Origin of the sequence: Cellulomonas dongxiuzhuiae (assembly GCF_018623035.1) — a bacterium.
Classification (GTDB): Bacteria; Actinomycetota; Actinomycetes; order Actinomycetales; family Cellulomonadaceae; genus Cellulomonas; species Cellulomonas dongxiuzhuiae.
Window position 1 is genome coordinate 543,322 of record NZ_CP076023.1, and the last position, 19,223, is coordinate 562,544.

Genomic DNA, 19,223 nt, shown 5'->3' on the forward strand with positions numbered 1-19,223 from the left:
GGTGGCTCCTACCGATGCGAAGGGTGGGTCGCGCGGACCAGCCTGGCACCATGCACCGGTACCCGCAGCACGATCCCGTCCGGCAGGACCGCTACCGACACCCCGGGCCGGCTGACCCGACGGTGGGATCAGGCGCGGCCCGATGAAGGTCTTCATCATCGGCGTCAGCGGGGCCGTCGGTCGGCTCCTGGCGGGGGACCTGGTCGAGCGGGGCGACGACGTCGCCGGACTGGTCCGTCGGGACGAGCAGCGAGCAGAGCTCGCGGCGCGGGGGGTCGCGGCCCACGTGGGCGAGCTGGCGGACCTGACCGTCGACTCGCTGGCGGAGCTCCTCGCCGGCTCGGACGTCGTCGTCTTCACTGCGGGGTCGAACGGTGGGGCGCGGCAGATCACGGCGGCCATCGACGGCGAGGGGGCGGTCAAGACGCTGGACGCGGCACGCCTCGCCGGCGTGGGCCGCTTCGCGCTGCTGTCCGTGCTTCCCGAGGCCGGGCGCGGGCAGGACCTCGGCGAGGACGTGGAGTTCTACTTCGCGGTCAAGAAGCTGGTCGACGTCACGGTGAGCATGAGCGACCTGGACTGGCTGATCCTGCGGCCGTCCCTGCTCGTCGACCGCGACGGGATCGGGACCATCTCGTTGGGCCCGGCGCAGCCGCACGACGAGATCCCCCGCCAGGACGTGGCCGCCACGCTGGCCGCGCTGCTCCACGAGCCGCGGATCCGTCGGCAGATCCTCGAGGTCACCCAGGGCTCGACCCCGATCGCCTGGGCGGTGCTCGCGAACCTGAGGCCGCGTCGGTGGCCCGAGGGCTGACCGCGCCCAGGGCGTCCGGACGTGCGGAACCTCCGTGACGACCGGGCCGACGGTCGTGGCGTCGCCACCGGCCCTCGGCGCCACGGTGCCCGCCGGGTTCACGGACGCGCTGGTCGCGGACGTCGACAACCCGACGGCGATCGCGTTCACCGCGGACGGGCGCATGCTCGTGGCGCAGCAGGCCGGGCGGCTGCGCGTCCGCACCGCTGCCGGCTCGCTGCTCTCGACCCGCGCTGGACCTGACGGGGCGGTTGTGCACGAACGCGGAGCGCGGTCTGCTGGGCGTCGCGGTCGACCCCGATCCCGCGACGCGCGCGATCTACGTGTTCTCCACGGCGCGCGGTACGAGCACGTCCCGACCGCAGGGGGGCCCGCCGTGCCGCGTGCCGTCAGAGCCGCAGCAGCCCCGCCGCCGTCCTCCCGAACCCGCACGCGCGGTAGAACCCCTCGAGGTGCGGCTCGAAGTCCACGTGCAACCACGCGCACCCCGCGGCGCGCACCTCGACCACGAGCCGTTCCACGAGCCGGCGTCCGGTCCCGCGGCCCTGGTGCGCGGGGTCGACGACGGCGTCCAGCAGGAACGCGTGCGTGCCGCCGTCCCAGCAGGCGTGGACGAAGCCGACGAGCTCGTCGTCCGTGAAGGCCCCCACCCACGTCACGGCGTACCGGTCGAGGCGCGCGGCCCACGGCGTGACCTCCTCCGGCGCCGCGGAGCCGAACGCGCGGGCGTGCAGGGCGGTCAGGGCGTCGTCGTCGACGCGGAACCGGACGCGGAGGTCGGGGGAGGGCACGGTCCACAGCGTCGCAGGGTCGGGGCCGCACCGCGGGCGGCCGCGCCGACGGGTTGTCCGCTTCGCCCCGTTGCGTCCGGACCGCCGTGGCGACATGCTCGTCGCACGTCGACGAGGACAGGGGGTCGCGATGCGTGCCGTGCGTCGGGTCGTGCAGGTCGTGGTGGGTGCGCTGGTGGTCGCGGGTCTGACGGTCGTGGCGTCGCCACCGGCCCTCGGCGCCACGGTGCCCACCGGGTTCACGGACGCGCTGGTCGCGGACGTCGACAACCCGACGGCGATCGCGTTCACCGCCGACGGGCGCATGCTCGTGGCGCAGCAGGCCGGGCGGCTGCGCGTCCGCACCGCGGCGGGCTCGTTGCTCTCGACCCCCGCGCTGGACCTGACGGGGCGGTTGTGCACGAACGCGGAGCGCGGTCTGCTCGGGGTCGCGGTCGACCCCGATCCCGCGACGCGCGCGATCTACGTGTTCTACACGGCGCGCGGCACGAGCGCGTCGTGCCCGACGAGCCAGCGCGCCAACCCTGCGGGCGCCCCGACCAACCGCGTCTCACGCTTCGTCCTCGGTGACGACAACACGGTCGACCTGGCGAGCGAGACGATCCTGCTCGACGGCATCTACTCCTCCGAGGGCAACCACAACGCCGGTGACCTGCACGTCGGCAAGGACGGCTACCTGTACGTCACGACGGGCGACGGCGGCTGCGACTACGCCGGCGACAGCGGGTGCGCGGGCAACAACGACGCGTCGCGCGACCGCAACGTGCTCAACGGCAAGGTGCTGCGCGTCGACCGGACCACGGGCGCCCCGGCGCCCGGCAACCCGTTCACGGGCACCGGCACCGCGAGCTGCCGGCTGGCCCCCGCCCCTGCGGGGACGATCTGCCAGGAGACGTTCGCGTGGGGCCTGCGCAACCCGTTCCGCTTCGCGTTCGACCCCGACGCCGCGGGCACCGTGTTCCACGTCAACGACGTCGGCCAGAACGCGTGGGAGGAGATCGACCTCGGCACCGCCGGCGCGGACTACGGGTGGCCGGTGCGCGAGGGGCACTGCGCCCAGACGGGGTCCGCATCGAGCTGCGGCGCACCGCTGCCCGCGGGCATGACCGACCCGATCCACGACTACACGCGCTCGACCGGCTGCGGATCGATCACGGGAGGGGCGTTCGTGCCGGACGGGGTGTGGCCTGCGCAGTACGACGACGCGTACCTGTTCGCCGACTACGTGTGCGGCCGGATCATGATGCTGTCGGGCGGCACGCGCACGAACCTCGCGACGGGCCTCGGCGGCGCCGTGCACCTCGAGTTCGGCCCGCACGCCGGGAGCCAGGCGCTGTACTACACGACCTACGCGAACGGCGGCGAGGTGCGGCGGATCGCCTACACGGGCACCGCGAACCGGCCGCCGACAGCCGTGGTGACCGCGAGCCCTGCGACCGGCGCGGCGCCGCTCGCGACGACGCTCGACGGCTCCGGCAGCAGCGACCCGGACGGGGGCACGCTGACGTACGTGTGGAGCTTCGGGGACGGCACGGCCGACGCGACCACGACGACCCCGACCGTCCGGCACACCTACGCCGCCGGGTCGTGGACCGCGACCCTGCGGGTCCGCGACGCGGCGGGCGCCACGTCGTCCCCCGTCACCGTGGCGATCAGCTCGGGCAACACCGCGCCCGTCGTGACACTCACCTCACCGGCATCGGGGGCCACGTTCACGGTCGGCGACACGATCCGCCTGACGGGTTCGGCGACCGACGCGCAGGACGGCACGCTGCCCGGCTCGAGCCTGAGCTGGACCGTCCTGCGCGTCCACGACGTGCACACTCACCCGTTCCTCGGGCCGGTCACCGGGTCGGGCACGACCTTCACGGCGCCCGGCCCGGAGGACCTCGCCGCGGCCGCCAACAGCTACCTGCGGGTCAGCCTCACCGCGACCGACACGCAGGGTGTCGAGACGACCGTCACGCGCGACCTCCAGCCGCGCAAGGTGGCCGTCACCTTCGCTACCTCACCCGCCGGCCGCACGCTGACCGTCAACGGCGAGACGGTCACCGGGCCGACGACCGTGACCTCGTGGGCGGGTCTCGACCTGCAGCTCGCCGTGCCCACGCAGGCCGATGCGCAGGGCGTCCCCTACGTGTTCGACCGCTGGTCCGACGGCTCGACGACGGCGACCCGCACGTGGCGGACCCCGGCGAGCGCGACGACCCTCACGGCGTCGCTGTCGCAGCGCGGGCTGCTCGGCCGGTACTTCGACACCGCGGACCTCACGGGCACGAGCGTCACGCGCGTCGACCCGACCGTCTCCTTCGACTGGGCGGCCGGGTCGCCGTTGGCGGGCATCGCTGCCGACACGTTCTCCGTGCGGTGGACGGGTTCCGTGGTGCCGCGCTACTCCGAGACGTACACGTTCTCCACACGGAGCGACGACGGCGTGCGCCTGTGGGTCGACGGGACGCTCGTCATCGACCAGTGGACCCGTCACGCGGCCAGGGTCGACAGCGGGACGGTCGCGCTGCGGGCCGGGCAGGCGGTGCCGATCCGCCTCGAGTACTTCGAGGGGCAGGGGCAGGCGAGCGTGCAGCTGCGCTGGTCGAGCACGTCGCAGGCCGCCGAGGTGGTGCCGGCCGCGCGGCTGCGCCCCGGGACCTAGGTGACCTCGGTGCGCGGCGTGTGCGGCTCGTGCGTCAGGTGGGACAGGTCGACGTCCCACGTCCCGTCGCGCGCGACGCGCCACGTGCCGGTGTCGAGCATGTCGTGCCAGCGGGCGATGCGCTGGGGGAGCGTGGAGTGCGCGACGAGCAGCGGGTCGGCCTGCGGGTCGTGACGGAACGTGTCCGGGCCGGGACGTGACCCGTCCAGGACGAGCGGCGTCGCGTGGCCGTGCACGGCGACGACCCAGTGCGGCTGCCACGCGGTGACCGGGGCCGTCCCGGCGCGCTGCTCGGCCCGCGACGTCTCGAGGTACTCGCGCGAGCGGCGCAGGCTCTCGTCGAGCGACGCGAACTCCTGCCCGGGCGCGAGGTGGGCCGGCGCACGGCCTGGTCGCGCTCCCACGCCGTCGCGCCACGTCCACAGGGCGGCGACCTCCTCGGTGAGGTCGTAGCCGTGACGCTGCGCGACCTCGTCGGTCTCGGCCCACGTGAGCCCCGTCCGCAGCCGCGTGACGACGACGGCACCGAGCGGCACGAGCCGCGCCGCCCATCCGTGCAGGGCGTCGTGCACCTCGCGGGCGCTCACGTCACCGGCCCGTCAGCTGTCACAGCCCGCGTCCCCGCGGGCGCGCGCGTCCCCGCGGCGGTTGCGTCGCTGCGGTCACGACCACCGACCACCGTGCTCTCCTTCACGCTCGTGACGTGCGGGGACGTCCGGGAACCCGCAGCGGGCCGTCACCGTGACACAGATGCGCACTCGTCCGCCGGAGCGTCGTGACATGCCACCCGGTCAGCCGAGCGTCAGCGGGTGAAGCGCCGCCCGATCGGCCGCGTACCGGCCGGACGGCGGAGGCGGAGATGCGACGTCCCACCGGATGTGGGCCACGCCGCACGGTTCGCGTTTTGGGTCCGGGCCCTGTGCCTGTATCGTTCTGGACGGCCCGCAAGGGTCGTGCGCCCGTAGCTCAATGGATAGAGCATCTGACTACGGATCAGAAGGTTGGGGGTTCGAGTCCCTTCGGGCGCGCAGCAGTGAGGAAGGCCCAGCACCGCGACGGTGCTGGGCCTTCGTCGTCCCGCCACCAGGTGCGTCGTCCCAGGTGCGACGGGGGATCGGCGCCCGGTGCGCGCTGTCCCGAGAGTGCCGGCGCCCCCGGCGACGGCGGGCGACCGGCCGCCCCGTCCCCGCGCCGCGACCACGCCCCGACACAGCCGGCGCGTTCACTGATGCCACTCGGGCGTGTACGTCGTCATCTGGCCGGACCTGCAGCATCGGGCGGAGACGTCTGAGGACGAGCGACGGTGGCACGGCTCGAACGCCACAAGGTTGCGCGGGAGCCCGCCGAGCAGGCTGAAGAACTCGCGAACCGCGGCACCCAGGTGCACGTCATCCATCTGGGCATCGACTACGGCCGAGCCCGCCACTCTGCTTGATGCGCGCGCGGCGTCGACCGCCAAGCGATCGCGCCGGTCGCAGCACTACGGAACCTGGTCGTCCTTGACGGCTGCCACCTGCACGATGAACGGCGCGGCGCCCCGTCGCACGTACCGGCCACGCCCGGGCGGGAACCGCTCGGCGTGCACGCGACCCACCAGCGGCCCCTCGGTGCGCTCGCCGGACATGACGAGCGTCGACCCGCCGGTGTCCCTGATGGTCATGAGGGACTGCTGGTAGAGCGCGCGTCCGGCGCCGGCGACGGGCCGGGTGACGACGAGGTGGAGCTTGAGGTCACGCGCGGCGGGCAGGTGCGCGAACAGCGGCTCGAGCGGGTCGTTGCCGCCGGCGGCGACGACGTCGTGGTCGTCCACGAGCAGCACGATCCGGGGTTCGCGGGCGCGGGTCGCCGCGTCACGGCCGGGCCGCTTGGCCAGTTCCGCGGCGATCGACGTGGCCAGCGCGCGGGCGTTGGCGGTGGTGCGGGCGTGGGCGGCGAGGTAGTCCTCGCCGATGACCTCCGGCACCTGGCCACGCACGTCGACGACCGCGATGGTCACCTCGTCGGCGGTGTACCGGTCCTGCAGCCCGGCGGCGATGGTGCGCAGCAGCGTCGTCTTGCCGCACCGGGCGTCGCCGAGGACGAGCAGGTGCTGGTCCTCGCCGAGCAGGTCCCACAGCGCGGCGTCCATGGTGTCCTGCCGCAGGCCGATGGGGACCGTGTCGGGCTCGTCGAACCGGTCGGGCAGGTCGGCGGCGTCCACGTGCGTGGGCAGCAGGCGGATCGGGGCTGCGGCGGGACCGGACCAGGCCGCGGCGGCACGCCCCGCCAGCTGCTCGAGCTCGGCGCCGACCTCGTCGTCCGGAACCACGTCGAGCACGGGCAGCGAGACCTGCGCGAAGCGCCGGTCGTCGAGCAGGGCACGGCCGGGGGTGTCGGTCGAGATCGTCGCGGACAGCTTGCGGTCGATGCTGGACTCGGCGGGGTCGTTGAGCCGCAGCTCGACGCGGGTCCCGATGAGCGACTGGTGGGCCATCCGCAGGTCGCTCCACCGCGTCAGGCCGAGCACGAGGTGCAGGCCGAAGGACGCCGCGCGGGTCATGGCGGCGGTGAAGGCGTCCTCGAGCTCGGGGAAGTCGGTGCGCAGCTGGCCGTATCCGTCGACGAGCACGACGACGTCGGCGGCCGCCAGCTCGGGTACCCCGCCGCGGGCGTGCAGCGCCCGCAGGTGGGCCACGGAGTCGATGCCGCGGTCCCGGAAGACGGCCTCGCGGACGGCGATCATCGCGCTGAGCTCCTCGACGAGCCGCACGAGCCGCTCCCGGTGGGCGCGGGTCGCGACGCCACCCACGTGCGGGAAGGCCTCGATGCGCGCGAGGCCGCCGCCGGTGAGGTCCATGCCGTAGACGGCGACCTGCCGGGGGTTCGAGGTGAGCGCGAGCGAGACGGCCAGGGTCCGCAGCACCGTGGTCCGGCCGGACTGTGGTGCGCCGATGACGGCCACGTGCCCGCCGGAGCGGGTCAGGTCGAGCTGCCATGGCTCCTGGGTCTGCTGGGCGGGGTCGTCGACCAGGCCCATGACGGCCGACAGCCCACCCCCGGGCTGCTCGCCGCGGCGCACGAGTGAGCCGAGCGCGAGGCGGTCCGGCAGCGGGGGCAGCCACACCGGGCGGACGGCGCGTTCGGGTGTGCGCAGTCGGCGCACGACCTCACCGACGAGGGTGGGGCCGCGGTCGTCGCCGCGGGTGGCGGTGCGCGGGCGCCGGTCGGCGCGCAGCCCGTTGTACGTCGGCAGCGCCAGCACGGAGCGCTGGTCGTCGACGGGCGCCTCCTCGGCCCGCCCGGCGGGTCCCGAGACGTACCCGGACCGGAACCGGGTGTAGACGGTCGTGTCGACCTTGAGGTACCCGTAGCCGGGCAGCGCGGGCAGCCGGTACGCGTCCGGGGTGGACAGGACGACCTGGGACTCGGCCTCGCTGAACGTGCGCAGCCCCAGCCGGTAGGACAGGTACGTGTCCAGGCCGCGCAGCTTGCCGGCCTCGACGCGCTGGCTGGACAGCAGCAGGTGCACCCCGATGGAGCGGCCGATGCGCCCGATCTGCAGGAACAGGTCGACGAACTCCGGTTCGGCGGTCAGCAGCTCGCCGAACTCGTCGATGACGACGAACAGGTGCGGCATCGCCGGCAGGTCGGGGCGCTCGGTGGCGCGCAGCCGCCGGTACGCCGTGATCGAGGGCAGGGAGCCGGCGTCCTTGAGCATCCGCTGCCGGCGCACGACCTCGCCGGCGATCGAGGCGCGCGCCCGGGTCGTCAGCTGCGGGTCGTCGGCGAGGTTGTCGATGAGGCCGGCCAGGTGCGGCAGCGGGGCGAGGGGGGCGAACGCCGCACCGCCCTTGTAGTCGACGAGGATCATCGCGAGGTCCTCGGGCGGGTGCGTGAGCGCCAGCGCGAGCAGCAGCGTGCGCAGCATCTCGGACTTGCCGGACCCGGTGGCCCCGACGCAGATGCCGTGCGGGCCCATGCCGAGCTGGGCCGACTCCTTGAGGTCGAGGTGGACAGGTGTACCGCTGTCGTCCCACGCGAAGGGCACGCGCAGGAAGTCCGCGTCCGCACGCGAGGACCACGACGCGGCCGGGTCGAGGGTCGCCGGCCCGTCGATGCCGAGCAGGTCGTGCACCGACGGCGTGCGGTCGTCCTCCTCGTCGGGGGCGGTCACCTGCCCGGTCCGCAGGGCCGCCAGACCGCGCGCGAGCGCGGCGAACACCGGTGCGGTCAGCCCGTCGGCGTCGAACCGCTGCTCCCGGGCGGCCGGGGTGCCAGGCGCGGTCTGAAGCACGGCACCCTCCTCGTCGAGGACGATCCGCACGTCGACGTCGTCCGGCTCCTGCAGCCGGTCGTCGAGCAGGTGGACGACCACGACGCCCAGCGCGCGGTGGTCGGCGCTCGGAACGGCCAGGCGCTGCGCCCGTCGGCCGTGGTCGTCGGACACGACGACGAGCCGGCCGGACGGCACGACCTGCCCGCCGGTGCGGCTCGCGGCGCGGGCGTGCGTGAGGCGCTGGCCGAGCGCCCCCGACAGGAGGCGTGACAGGTCCGCGAGGTCGGGTGCCACGCGGCGGGCGGGCACGGGACCGTCGAACAGGTCGGGGTCCGCAACGTGGGGCAGCAGGTCCAGGCCCCGCCAGTCGGGTGCGTGCTGCTCGGGGTACGCAGCGGCGAGTTGCACGTCCTCGGGGGAGTGCGCAGCCGCCAGATGCAGCAGCAGTGCGCGGACCAGCGGCACGGTGCGCTCGCGGTCGCCGACGACGGCGACGACGCCGGCGGCGCGCAGGTCCGCGGTCACCGGCATCTGCGGCACGTGCGCGTACTGCTCGACGAGCAGCTCCACCTCGGTCGCCATGTGCGGGTCGTGCGGGCTGACGGGGGACTCCGGCGGGGGCACGACGAGGTCGAACCACGGCACCGCACCGGTCCCGACGCGCACGGTCAGGAAGTCGGCGTCCCGGCGTCGGCGCTCCCACACGCGCGCGGGGTCGCGCACCAGGTCGCCGAGGGCCGCCGGGTCGGGGTGGACGGTGAGCGCCTGGACGCGGGCGTGCGCGGCGTCGGCGGTGAGGTCCCCGCGCACTCGCTCGAGGTAGTCGAGGTAGGCCTCGCGACGAGCGCGCGCGGTGCGGGCGGCCCGGCCCCGGGCGGTGAGGGCGAACCCGATGCCGCCGATGATCGCGACGACGAACACGAGGGCGGCCACGACGAGGAACAGCGGCTGCCCGTTGCGCAGCACGACCATCATGACGACCGATGACATCGCCCCGATGACGGGCAGCAGGAACTGCAGGGGCGTGCGCGAGCCCTGGTCGTCCTCGGACGCCGGTGGCGCCGCCAGCGTCCTGGGCTCGGGGCGGGTGGCCGGCGTCGTGGAGCGTGTGGGGCGGTGGACGACGGTGACGGTCATGACGCCACCCGCCGTCCGGTGCGCGCGGCGCCGTCCGTGGCAGCGGCACCCGGGACGGTGCGCCCGCCCTGCGAGGCGGCGAGGACGGCAGCGGCCAGCCGCAGCGCCGCGCGCGTGGTCGCCGGCCGCAGGCTCCGGGCCGGGACCGGCTGCGGCGCGTCGTGCGCCCGGTCGTGCGGCACCACGACGACCGGGAGCGGGGAGATCCGCACGGCGGTCGCGCACCAGGCCGGTGCGCGCCTGGCCGTCGCGTCGACGGCCAGCACGACCGGCAAGCCTGCGGCCGCGAACCCGGAGGCCAGGTCCACCCCCTGCTGCCACCCGCGGCGGTCCGCCTCGGCCACCACGCAGACCACCGAGGCCGTCGCGGCGACCGGCCCGGCGGCCCGGGCCGTGCGTGCACCGTGGTCGGTCACCACGACGTCGAAGAACCGGCTCACCGGCCCGACGGCGGCCTGCCAGGTGCGGTCGGGTGCGGTGCCGTCCTCCGTGAGGTCCAGGCAGTGCACGCCGCCCGGGGTGCGCACCAGCCCGGCGACGGCGTCCGCCCCGCTCTGGGCGGCGCGCCGAGCGGCGTGCTGCGCGGGCGTGCTGCGTGCGGGTTCGGTGCAGCCCGCGTGCCACAGCACGGACCGGCCCCCCGCCGACGCGTCGACGGCCAGCACGCGCCCGGGGCGGCGGGCTGCCAGCGTCGCGGCCAGCAGCCCCGCGACGACCGAACACCCGACTCCGCTGCCGGTGCCGACGACGCCGACGCGGGTCGACAGCGGCAGCGGCGCGCGGACCGCCGCGTCGAGCGCGAGGAGCTCGTCGACCCGGTCCGGCACGGCCCCGGCGACGAGGTGCGCGAGCGCCCCCATCAGAACGTGTCCAGCAGGTCGGAGAACACACCGAGCTGGGCCAGCAGCAGCGGGACCGTCGCGACGGCGGCGAGCAGCTCGACGACGGACGCGGCCCGGCGCAGCCGGGCCGCCGTCGGCCCGGTGACATGGACGGTCACGGCGGCTGCCGCGGCCAGCGCGGTCGCGGACGCGACCATCGCGACCGTCCCGGGGGCCCGCTCGGCCCAGGTCAGCGCCCAGCCGACCGCGACGACCGCCGCGGCGGCCCACAGCGCGACGCGCTGGGGCACCAGCGGCATGACGCGGACCCGCAGCACCACCAGCAGCGCGACCGCGCCGGCCAACGCCGCCGACCACGGATCACCCTGTGCGACCAGCACCCACCCGACGACTCCCGTGACCGCGCACGTGGCGACGGTCGACCAGGTCAGCGCGGCGTACGTGTCCTCGACCGCGCGCCGCACCCGCGCACGGCTGGGGCGCTCACCGGCGACGGCGCGGTCGTCGAGCCCGTTGAGACCGCTGACGCTCATCGCGACGCCCGGCAGCAGGCCGAGCATCAGCGCGCCCAGCACGGCGGTGGCCCCGGCGGCGCCCGTGGCTCCGACGACCGGCACGAGCAGGAGGGGGCACGCGGCCAGCAGCACACCCACGCCGGCACCCGCGGCCGCCGCTGCCCGTCGCGTGCCGGCACCGGCGACCAGTGCGAGCACCGCACCGACCCCGACGAGGGCGAGCAGCACGGTGGACCCCGGCACGTCCGGCGCCCACGCGCCCGCCACGGCGGGCGCCGCCGAGACGACGCCGCCTGCCGCGGCGGCGCCGACCACCACGCCGGCGGCCTGGCGCCACCGGGCGAGGCCCGCGGCGACGACGCCCGCAGCCAGAGCGCCCGCGCCGACCCCGACCGGGTCGATCGCGGTCCCGAGCGCAGTGGTGCCCGCGGCCCAGCCGGCCACGCCCGCCAGCGCCGCCGCCACCGCCTGCGCCCAGGCCGGGCGCCACCGGTCGGGCCGGGTCCCCAGCGTGGCGGCGACGACGTCCGTGACGTCGGCGACCTCGGGCGGCGGGGGCGCCTGGTCGACGCGCACGACGCGCAGCAGCGCGCCCTGGGCGACGGCCTGCTCGCCGAGGGACAGGGACGGGTCGATCTGCTCGCCGAGCAGCGTGACGAGCGTGGCGGGGTGCGCGCGGGCGGTGCGGTCCTCGGCGAGCAGGTCCAGCAGGTCGGGCAGCAGCCCGGCGACCGGCTCGTCGTCGGGCACGACGACCTGCGCCCTGCGGGCCGCTCCCTGCACCGTCAGACGGGTCCAGCCGCTCACCGGTCCTCCTCCACCACGCGCATCGTCGACGGGTCGACCGTCACCCCGCTGGCGGGGTCGGTCAGGTGCCCACTGCCGGGGTCGATGAACCACCCGGTGCGCGGGTCGAGCAGCCGTCCGTCAGGGCTGCGCACGTACCCCGTGGCCTCGTCCACCTCGAACCCGGTGCGCGGGTCGACCAGGTGCCCGGTGCGGGCGTCACGCAGGAAGCCGGTCCCGGGCTCGGCCACGAGGTCCTCGCTCTCGGGCAGGGGGTTGGCGGCCATGGCCGCGGTCAGGGACTCCACGGCCTGGTTCTGACGCCGCTGGTCGAGAAGGTCCACGACGAACGAGAACCCCAGGCAGCCCACGCACACCACGGCCGCGAGCACGACCGACCCGACGAAGCGGCCGGCGTTCGTGGGGGCCTTGCGGCGGGCATCGAGCGTGCCGAACAGCACCGCGGAGGCGACCCGGTCGCGGTGCGTGCGTGTGGACTCCAGGAGCACCTGGTCGCGGTCGATCACGGCGCACCCGCCGCGTCGGTGACGACGAGCACACGGTCCCCGACCGCCAGCCGGGAGCCGACCGGTACGACGACCGCGACGCGGGGCGTCAGCACCTGCTGACCTGTTCCCGGCAGCGCGACGGCGGTGCCGTTCGCCGACCCGAGGTCCGTGACCTCGAGACCGTCGGGGTGCGGTGCGACCGCGACGTGGTTGCGGGAGAGCGTGCGGCTGAGGTCGGTGAGGGCCACCGGTGTCCATGCCCCGCTGGGGTCGGCCGGGCGCCGCCCGAGGACGACCGGCGCGGAGACGTCGATGCGCTGCCCGTCGTCGGTCACCAGCAGCGTCGTGCGCGCCCGAGAGCCACCCGGCGCCCAGGCCGAGCCGGGATCGAAGGGCACTGGCGCGACGTGCGGGCCTGCGACGATCGCCAAGGGGTCACGCCCGGCGCGCAGGTCCGCGGTGAGCGCCCGGCCCGTCAGCAGGCGACCGAGCGTCGGAGGCACGCCTGTCGCCGGGTCCACCGTGCGCAGGCCCAGCAGCCGATGGGCCGGGCTGCTGCCCGCTCGCAGCAGCGTGGTACCCACGCCGATCACGCCCGCTGCGGCCACCGCCACGCCCCACACCGCAGCCCCGGTCGCCGGCAGCGCGGCGATCGCGGCGACGAGCACCACGTCGAGCATCGGCCAGGCGCGTCGGGTGCCCTGCACGGGTGCCACGTGCCGCGGGTCGGCAGCCTGCCCGGCCGAACGGTGGCTCCCCGTCGGCGGTGCGGCCACGGGTGCCGCGGCGCTCATGCCCGGCGCGGGCCGGGCGGACCGACCAGCTGCATGATCACCGCGAGGTGCTCCCACAGCCCGCCGCGGTCCAGGTGAGCGGGGTCGGGGCTGCCACCGAGGCCCAGCAGCGGCACATACCCGAAGCACTCATCGATCCCCGGCATGCCGAGGCGGTCGACCGCCTGCGTGTACGGAGGGCGCTCGAGGATCTCGTCGAGGAACTCCTCGCGCTGGACGTCACCCAGGAGCATTCCGGCGTCGAAGTGCAGGACGTCGATGACGCCCCAGCGGAACCGGGCGATGTGGAACATCGGCTCGATCCACAGCACGAGATCCGCCAGCGCCGTGGCCATCACCGGCACGGTCCCGTCGGGTATGCCCAGGACGCCGTCGAGCATCTGCGTCGCGTGGTCGGGGTCCAGCAGGCGGACGTAGCCGTCACCCGCGAGGCCGGCGCCGTGCTCACGCCAGGCCGTCAGCACGGGGTCCGGTACGCGTCCGGCGTACCTGTCGACCGCCTCGTCGGCGATCGGTGTGACGGTCGTGAACTGCGTGAACGTCGCCATCTGCTCCTCCGTCGCTCCTGCCCCGCCCGACCGTACCCCGCAGGCGGGATGCCTGGAATGCTCGTTAGGCCGAATGATCCACAACCCTGGCGGCTGTGGGCGGCTCGCTCTACTCTCGGGGACGAAACGGACGTTCTGGGGCCCGTACGCGGCCGGGAGGGCAGGGGGCGCATGAAGTTCGCCATGGAGGCCGACGCACTGCAGGTGCTGGGCCGTAAGACCTCGAGCGAGTCGGACGACCTCGCGCAGCTCGTGCGCAACCTCATGGAGGCGGCCGAGCCGCTGGAGGGCACGTTCAACGGCACCGCCAAGGCGGCGTTCAACTCCTTCAAGGGCCGCACGGACGAGATCGCCTCGATCCTGTCGAACGCGCTGGTCGGGATCACCGAGTCGATCGCCGGGCAGAACCTCGCGTTCGTCACGGCGGCCGACGAGGGGGCCGACACGCACCACTCGGCCGAGGGCGCGGCGAACTTCGCCGGCGCCGACACCACCAAGTTCGCCCCGCGCGGCTGAGGAAGGGGACCTCCATGTCGAGCAACCAGCTGGACCGCAACGACTACGACATCGCCTCCTCGCAGGGCGCCCAGGCCAACTTCGAGCGCGCCGCGGCCGCTCTGGAGGCGGCGCTGGCCCGTCGCGACCAGGACGTCAAGGCCGCGATGGCCGTGTACCAGGCGGACGGCGTGTCCGACCAGTACGCGGCGGTCGAGGCGCAGTGGAACGCGGCCGGCACCGAGGTGCGCGGCATCATCACCGCGATCCGCAACTCCCTGGCCGACAACGACGAGGTCGCGCGCCGCAGCCTGCAGCGCGCCGCCTCCTACATCCCGGGCTGAGCGTGCACGTCGTCCACCCGGTGGCCGACGAGTGGACGGACCGGTACGTCCTGTGGGCGGCACGCACGCGACGGGTGCTGCTCACGGCGCCGTTGGCCACGTTCCTCGACGTCGCTGCCACCGACGGCTTGCGCCCGGTCCTGGTGACCAACGGCGACGCGGCGCTGAGTCCGCTCGTCTCGCTCGCGCTGCGGCGCGTCGGCGGCCACTGGGCCGTGCGCACCGAGCGCGGGGTCTTCGACGGGCTGTCCGGGTACCGCATCGCCGAGTTCGAGGACCTGTGGCAGCGCTCGGGAACCGACCGGGAGCGGCTGCCCGGGTACGACCGCCCGACACCCGACGGGGTGGGCGTGCTGATGTTCGACGTCTACGCGCACGCCCGGGCGGTCGAGACGACGGTCGTCGGGGAGCTGGCGCAGGCACTGGTCGACGGGCTCGGGGGTGCCCCGCTGGGTGCGTGGGGGCCGCACGAGCCGCTGCTCGAGCCGTGGGACCTGCCGACCGTCACCGCTGCCGCGCGCGCCGGGATGCCCGCCACCGCGGCGCTGCACGGCCTCGGCGAGGGCACGTTCGTCGACGTCACGGCCGCCCGCACCCGGCACGGTGTGCTCGAGCAGGCCAAGGGAGGCGTCGTGCTGGGCGCGTACCCGCGCGAGATCGCGACACCCGTGGAGCGTGCGTCCGACGCGCTCACCGCCGTGGCCGAGCGGTTCCGCCCCACGATCGGGTTCGTGTCCCTCGCGCACTTCGACGTCGCCGCCGGCGCCGAGCCGGTGCAACGGCCCACGGCCAAGGCGCTGGAGGTGCCGCTGGCGGTGGTCATCGGCCCGCGCGGCGTTCACGACCTGCAGCTGGACCTCGAGGCCCTGGTCGAGCGGCACGACGTGTCGATCCTCGGACCGAGCCGCACCCCGTCGGTCGTCGTGCGGTTCTCCGACCCCGACGTGGGACTGTGGGCGCAGCTGCTGGCGTTCGCGTACGACGTGGGACCGCAGCGGATCGCCTCGGCCGTCGGCATGGACGAGGAGGTCTGATGCCCACCGAGCTGGTGCTGCTCTCGGACGTCGCGCCATCGCCGGAGGTGGTCCTGCGAGCGGCTGCGGTCACCCACCCCGACGGCTCGTTCCTCGAGTACCACGACGGCCTCGTGCGCCAGCTCCTGGACGCCGACGGGCGCGCGCTCCTCGCGCTCTACCCGTCCCGGCCGGTGCTCGACCCCACCCACGCGGCCGGGGCCGTGCAGGACCCGCCGGCGACGTTCGCGCTGTGGACCGACCTGACCATCCCCTTCGGCGACCCCACCGACGGACGCGCGCTGGCCGAGGCCGTCGCCGCCGCCGTGGGCGGGGTCGTCAAGGACCGCATCTGACCAGGGGGCACCTGTGAGCAGCTGGAGCATCCAACCGGCCGACGTGCAGTCGGTCCTCAACGACGTGCAGACGACCGCCGCGGAGCTGGGTGAACAGCTCACCGAGGCGAAGTTCCAGGCGGTCCTCGACGGGCTGACCTGGGCCGCGCCTCTGACGGGCGACGTGCCGGCCGCCGTGAACGCGATGCTGGGCGACCAGATGCGGCACCTGACGAACATCTCCAACCGCATCCAGGCCGGCACGGTCGGTGTGGCGAACGCGGTGATCGCGTACAACAACGGCCAGGAGGACATGGCGGGCAGCTACCAGGCCCAGCTGCTGCGCTCGGCCGAGAGCGGCGACTTCACGTACTTCGTGCAGCACGGGCACAAGGGCTGAGGCGGCGATGACGGAGCAGTGCGTCGCGAGCGACGGCCTGATCAACCCCGCGCTGTTCCCCGCGAAGTCGGCGGACCTGGACCCCGCGGCGATCACCCGGTCCGCCTCGTCGATGCGGACGATGGGGCAGGCGGTGGAGGACCGCACGACGACGGTGAGCACCACCTGGGGACGGTTGCCGGCGTGCTACCGCGCGCCGGAGCAGGAGGCGGTCTACACGGTCATGTCGCCTGCCGTGACGTCGGCGACCAGCCTGCGCACGCGCTTCGCCGACGCGGCACGGCACCTGGACACGTACGCCGGGGCGCTGGAGGCGATCAAGCCGCGGCTGGCGGACCTGGAACGGCGGGCCGCGGCGTTCCGCAAGCGCGTCGTCGGCGGGGTCTGGGTCGACGCGTCGGCGGCTGCGAACGCCAGCTTCTGGGACCACCTGGGAGGGATCGGGGACTACATCCCCGGCGTCACCGAGCGGCGCGTCAAGGTCTCCTGGAAGGAGGACCAGGACTCGGTCGACGAGAACACGCGGCTGCTCGGGGAGTACGCGCAGATCCTGTCGGACGTGTCCGCGGCCGTCGCGGCGTGCGCGAACGGCATCAACGGGTTGAACACGAACGTGTGCACGGTGCCGGTCGAGACGATCCCGGCGGCGGCGTTCACGGCCGGTGAGACCCCGATGCCGTGGGGTTCGCCGGTCGTCGAGGACCGCAACTGCCGGGAGTCGGTGGGCAACGGTGCGTACACGTTCGGCAGGGACCTGGTGCAGGGTGCCGGTCAGCTGATCGTGGGCTACAACCCGGCGAACGGGGACTGGTTCTCCGGGGACGCGTACGGGCAGGCGTGGGGTGGGTTGGGTGACCTGGTCGGGTCGATCGTGGTGCTGGCCTCCCCGGTCGGGTGGGTCGCGGCGGGGATGGCGGCGACGGGCAACAACGACAACGGCTTCTCCGAGTGGATGTACGACCGTGCGGTGACGGTGCGCAACGCGGGTGGTGCGTTGGTCGGGTGGGACCCGAACGCGAAGGACGGGTGGCACGCCTGGAAGGAGGACGGTCTGGCGGCAGGGACCTCGGCGGTGCTGTCGGTGGGGACGTTCTTCATCCCCGGTGCCGGTCAGGTCGGTGCGGGTCTGAAGGCCGGGTCGGTGGGTGCGCGGGTCGCGCGGGTCTCCGGTGCGGTCTCGGAGTTCGCGGTGCAGGGCGGCTCGTGGGTGGTCAAGGGTGGGGTCAAGGTCGTCACCGGGCTGCGGACCGCGTTCAAGTTCGACCTGGACGGGTTCGGTGGCGGGTTCGGGCCGCAGGTTGCCGTGGCCGGGGCGGGTGCCGGGGTGCGGGTCAACCCGTTCGCGGGGTTGCTCAACGCGATGACCGAGGGCCCGAGCACCTCGGCCGGCACCGCGGGGCGCACCCCGGTGCGCGACGCGTTCTTCGGCCCGCGTGAGGCACCGGTGGACGGTCCGCGGGTCGAGGCGCCGCGGGCGGACGTGCCGGGTGGGTCGCGTGGGCAGGTGCTGGATACCCCGCGGGTCGACGGGTCGGGCGGTGGTGCGCGTCCTGAGGCGCCGGACGGGCCGCGAGCCGAGGTTCCAGCGGTCCGTGACCCGCTGGACGGTGGTGCCGACAGGACCCCGGTGCGTGATCCGCAGGGACCAGAGCCGCTGGGTGGGCAACCTGAGGTCGGGCCTGGTGCGGGCGATGACCTGCCCGCCGAGCTGCAGGGTGTCGACCTGTCGGACGCCGCGAGCGTCGAGCGGGTTCTGGACGAGATGGTCGACCAGGCGGCCGATGTCAGCGACTCGGCCGCGTTCGACAAGCTGGCTGCCGAGAAGATCGCGATGTTCGAGCGGTTGGCGGCCCGCCAGGACGAGGGGTCGTTCCTGCGGCAGCTGTTCAACGGTTCGAAGTTCAACTGGGAGAACTATCACCGCTACGAGTACCGCGAGGTCCTGGTCGAGGTCGCCGACCCCGGTCCGCCGCCGACCGCTCAGCGGTTCCGGGTGGACTCCTACAGCCCGGGTGATGAGATCGTCTCGCGCAAGCTCACCCAGCTCGCGCAGGTCCAGGAGCGGACCGCGCTCAGCTATATCGACGAACTGGTACGCAAGTACAACCCCGACAACGCCGACCTGAAGGTGCTGGGAACCGATCGCAACGTCGCGCAGTTCGGTGCGCGTGCAGGTGAGATCGTCGACGGTCCGCTGGACGGCCTTATGGTCCTTGAGATCCCGGTCCAGCACGGAGAGATCCCAACTGCTGTACTTAAGCATGCCGCTCTCAACGACGTGGTAATCCGCGACGTCACCGGCAGGGTCTACCGTCATGCTGGAGTCGACGCAGGGAAGGTGGAATGACCGGTGGAACAGGTCGGCGACGAGAAGGTGCTGTACGTCGGGCGGTGGAACGTGACGCTGCGGCAGCCGATCCCTGGTTTCGGGTGGTTGAGACCCGAGGAGGCGGCTCTGCGGTACGCCTACAAGCAGGGCGACCTGACGTTGGCCGACCGCGCGAAGGGTGACCTCGCGGTGGTTGACGGCACCCGGGACGCCGAGGGGCAGCTGCGTCCGCGGTGGGTGATTGGGGTGGGTCACACGGGGGTCCGGGTGCGGTTCTTCACACCCGGTGGTGGGTCGATCTGGCGGTCGACGGACTACGACGCGCGTGAGGGTCGGTTGTGGCGGTGGATCACCACGGAGTACGTCTACCCCGACGACGACACCTTCCACCGGCAGAGCGAGTCGACGCACAAGTACACGGCGAAGTTCGAGCCGGACGGTACTGGCTTCGTGGAGTTCACAGATCGGTCCAAGCCGACGGTGGATGTGGCGCGGATGACCGAGGCGCCGGTGTCGGGGTTCTGGATGGACTGGCCGCAGTTCGGTCAGTGGGACCTGTTGGCGGACCCGGACTACGGGCTGCCGCCGGGTGGTATGCCGGGGCGCTGAGCAGCAGGGGTCAAGGCGCCGGTGTCGGCGGGCGGGTCGCCCGGATCTCCGGGG

Annotated in this window: 18 protein-coding genes and 1 tRNA gene; 11 read left to right on the forward strand and 8 right to left on the reverse strand. The window is 74.2% G+C overall.

Translation table 11 applies throughout. The features are described 5' to 3' along the window. The first annotated feature begins 142 nt into the window (after window positions 1-142). Window positions 143-814 carry an NAD(P)H-binding protein gene (locus KKR89_RS02565; protein WP_208197133.1) on the forward strand — a complete coding sequence of 224 codons (672 nt, stop codon included), beginning with the start codon at window positions 143-145 and terminating at the stop codon, window positions 812-814. 389 nt (window positions 815-1,203) lie between these two features. Here KKR89_RS02565 and KKR89_RS02570 read toward each other — a convergent pair whose 3' ends face one another. Further along, window positions 1,204-1,605 carry a GNAT family N-acetyltransferase gene (locus tag KKR89_RS02570; RefSeq protein ID WP_251140983.1) on the reverse strand — a complete coding sequence of 134 codons (402 nt, stop codon included), beginning with the start codon at window positions 1,603-1,605 and terminating at the stop codon, window positions 1,204-1,206. A 130-nt stretch (window positions 1,606-1,735) separates the two neighbouring features. Between KKR89_RS02570 and KKR89_RS02575 the strand changes: the two genes are divergently transcribed. Further along, window positions 1,736-4,258, forward strand: coding sequence for a PQQ-dependent sugar dehydrogenase (locus KKR89_RS02575; RefSeq protein WP_208197135.1), 2,523 nt, complete (start codon window positions 1,736-1,738; stop codon window positions 4,256-4,258). Here KKR89_RS02575 and KKR89_RS02580 read toward each other — a convergent pair. Next, the gene (locus KKR89_RS02580) at window positions 4,255-4,845 is read right to left on the reverse strand and encodes a hypothetical protein (RefSeq protein WP_208197136.1); all 591 of its coding nucleotides are present in this window, start codon (window positions 4,843-4,845) and stop codon (window positions 4,255-4,257) included. The genes KKR89_RS02575 and KKR89_RS02580 overlap by 4 nt on opposite strands. 368 nt (window positions 4,846-5,213) lie before the next feature. Between KKR89_RS02580 and KKR89_RS02585 the strand changes: the two genes are divergently transcribed. Together KKR89_RS02585 and KKR89_RS18465 are read left to right on the forward strand one after the other, a co-directional pair. After that, window positions 5,214-5,286, forward strand: a tRNA-Arg gene (locus tag KKR89_RS02585). Between the two features lie 275 nt (window positions 5,287-5,561). Further along, entirely contained in the window at window positions 5,562-5,693 is a 132-nt protein-coding gene (locus tag KKR89_RS18465) for a hypothetical protein (RefSeq protein WP_256443233.1), read from the forward strand. 45 nt (window positions 5,694-5,738) lie between these two features. Here KKR89_RS18465 and eccCa read toward each other — a convergent pair whose 3' ends face one another. From eccCa to KKR89_RS02615, 6 genes are read right to left on the reverse strand one after another with little or no spacing between them, the layout of a single operon-like run. Next, the gene (gene eccCa, locus KKR89_RS02590) at window positions 5,739-9,650 is read right to left on the reverse strand and encodes a type VII secretion protein EccCa (RefSeq protein WP_208197137.1); all 3,912 of its coding nucleotides are present in this window, start codon (window positions 9,648-9,650) and stop codon (window positions 5,739-5,741) included. After that, the gene (locus KKR89_RS02595; protein ID WP_208197138.1) at window positions 9,647-10,510 is read right to left on the reverse strand and encodes a hypothetical protein; all 864 of its coding nucleotides are present in this window, start codon (window positions 10,508-10,510) and stop codon (window positions 9,647-9,649) included. Before KKR89_RS02595 ends, eccCa begins: the two co-directional genes overlap by 4 nt. Then, window positions 10,510-11,814: an EsaB/YukD family protein gene (locus KKR89_RS02600; RefSeq protein WP_208197139.1), complete on the reverse strand. Its 1,305-nt coding sequence runs from the start codon at window positions 11,812-11,814 to the stop codon at window positions 10,510-10,512. The genes KKR89_RS02595 and KKR89_RS02600 overlap by 1 nt, the downstream gene beginning before the upstream one ends. Next, entirely contained in the window at window positions 11,811-12,320 is a 510-nt protein-coding gene (locus tag KKR89_RS02605; protein WP_208197140.1) for a hypothetical protein, read from the reverse strand. Before KKR89_RS02605 ends, KKR89_RS02600 begins: the two co-directional genes overlap by 4 nt. Beyond that, on the reverse strand, window positions 12,317-13,096 hold the full coding sequence (locus KKR89_RS02610) for an FHA domain-containing protein (RefSeq protein ID WP_208197141.1): 780 nt from the start codon (window positions 13,094-13,096) through the stop codon (window positions 12,317-12,319). Before KKR89_RS02610 ends, KKR89_RS02605 begins: the two co-directional genes overlap by 4 nt. Then, complete coding sequence (locus tag KKR89_RS02615) at window positions 13,093-13,644, reverse strand: T6SS immunity protein Tdi1 domain-containing protein (protein ID WP_208197142.1); 552 nt, start codon at window positions 13,642-13,644, stop codon at window positions 13,093-13,095. The genes KKR89_RS02610 and KKR89_RS02615 overlap by 4 nt, the downstream gene beginning before the upstream one ends. 183 nt (window positions 13,645-13,827) lie before the next feature. Between KKR89_RS02615 and KKR89_RS02620 the strand changes: the two genes are divergently transcribed. Genes KKR89_RS02620 through KKR89_RS02650 form a run of 7 tightly spaced genes read left to right on the forward strand, consistent with a single transcriptional unit; the run spans window position 13,828 to window position 19,169 of the window. Beyond that, window positions 13,828-14,160 (forward strand): hypothetical protein, encoded by a 333-nt coding sequence (locus KKR89_RS02620; protein WP_208197143.1) that lies wholly within the window; start codon window positions 13,828-13,830, stop codon window positions 14,158-14,160. Window positions 14,161-14,174: 14 nt separating this feature from the next. Beyond that, window positions 14,175-14,483, forward strand: a complete 309-nt coding sequence (locus KKR89_RS02625; protein ID WP_208197144.1) for a hypothetical protein — start codon at window positions 14,175-14,177, stop codon at window positions 14,481-14,483. A gap of 2 nt (window positions 14,484-14,485) precedes the next feature. Next, the gene (locus KKR89_RS02630) at window positions 14,486-15,517 is read left to right on the forward strand and encodes a DUF6177 family protein (protein ID WP_208197145.1); all 1,032 of its coding nucleotides are present in this window, start codon (window positions 14,486-14,488) and stop codon (window positions 15,515-15,517) included. Next, window positions 15,517-15,852: a hypothetical protein gene (locus tag KKR89_RS02635; RefSeq protein ID WP_208197146.1), complete on the forward strand. Its 336-nt coding sequence runs from the start codon at window positions 15,517-15,519 to the stop codon at window positions 15,850-15,852. Before KKR89_RS02630 ends, KKR89_RS02635 begins: the two co-directional genes overlap by 1 nt. Before the next feature lie 13 nt (window positions 15,853-15,865). Next, window positions 15,866-16,231: a DUF6507 family protein gene (locus KKR89_RS02640; RefSeq protein ID WP_208197147.1), complete on the forward strand. Its 366-nt coding sequence runs from the start codon at window positions 15,866-15,868 to the stop codon at window positions 16,229-16,231. A 7-nt stretch (window positions 16,232-16,238) separates the two neighbouring features. Continuing rightward, window positions 16,239-18,578, forward strand: coding sequence for a hypothetical protein (locus KKR89_RS02645; protein WP_208197148.1), 2,340 nt, complete (start codon window positions 16,239-16,241; stop codon window positions 18,576-18,578). 3 nt (window positions 18,579-18,581) lie between these two features. Continuing rightward, window positions 18,582-19,169, forward strand: a complete 588-nt coding sequence (locus KKR89_RS02650) for a hypothetical protein (protein ID WP_208197149.1) — start codon at window positions 18,582-18,584, stop codon at window positions 19,167-19,169. The last annotated feature ends 54 nt before the right edge of the window (window positions 19,170-19,223 follow it).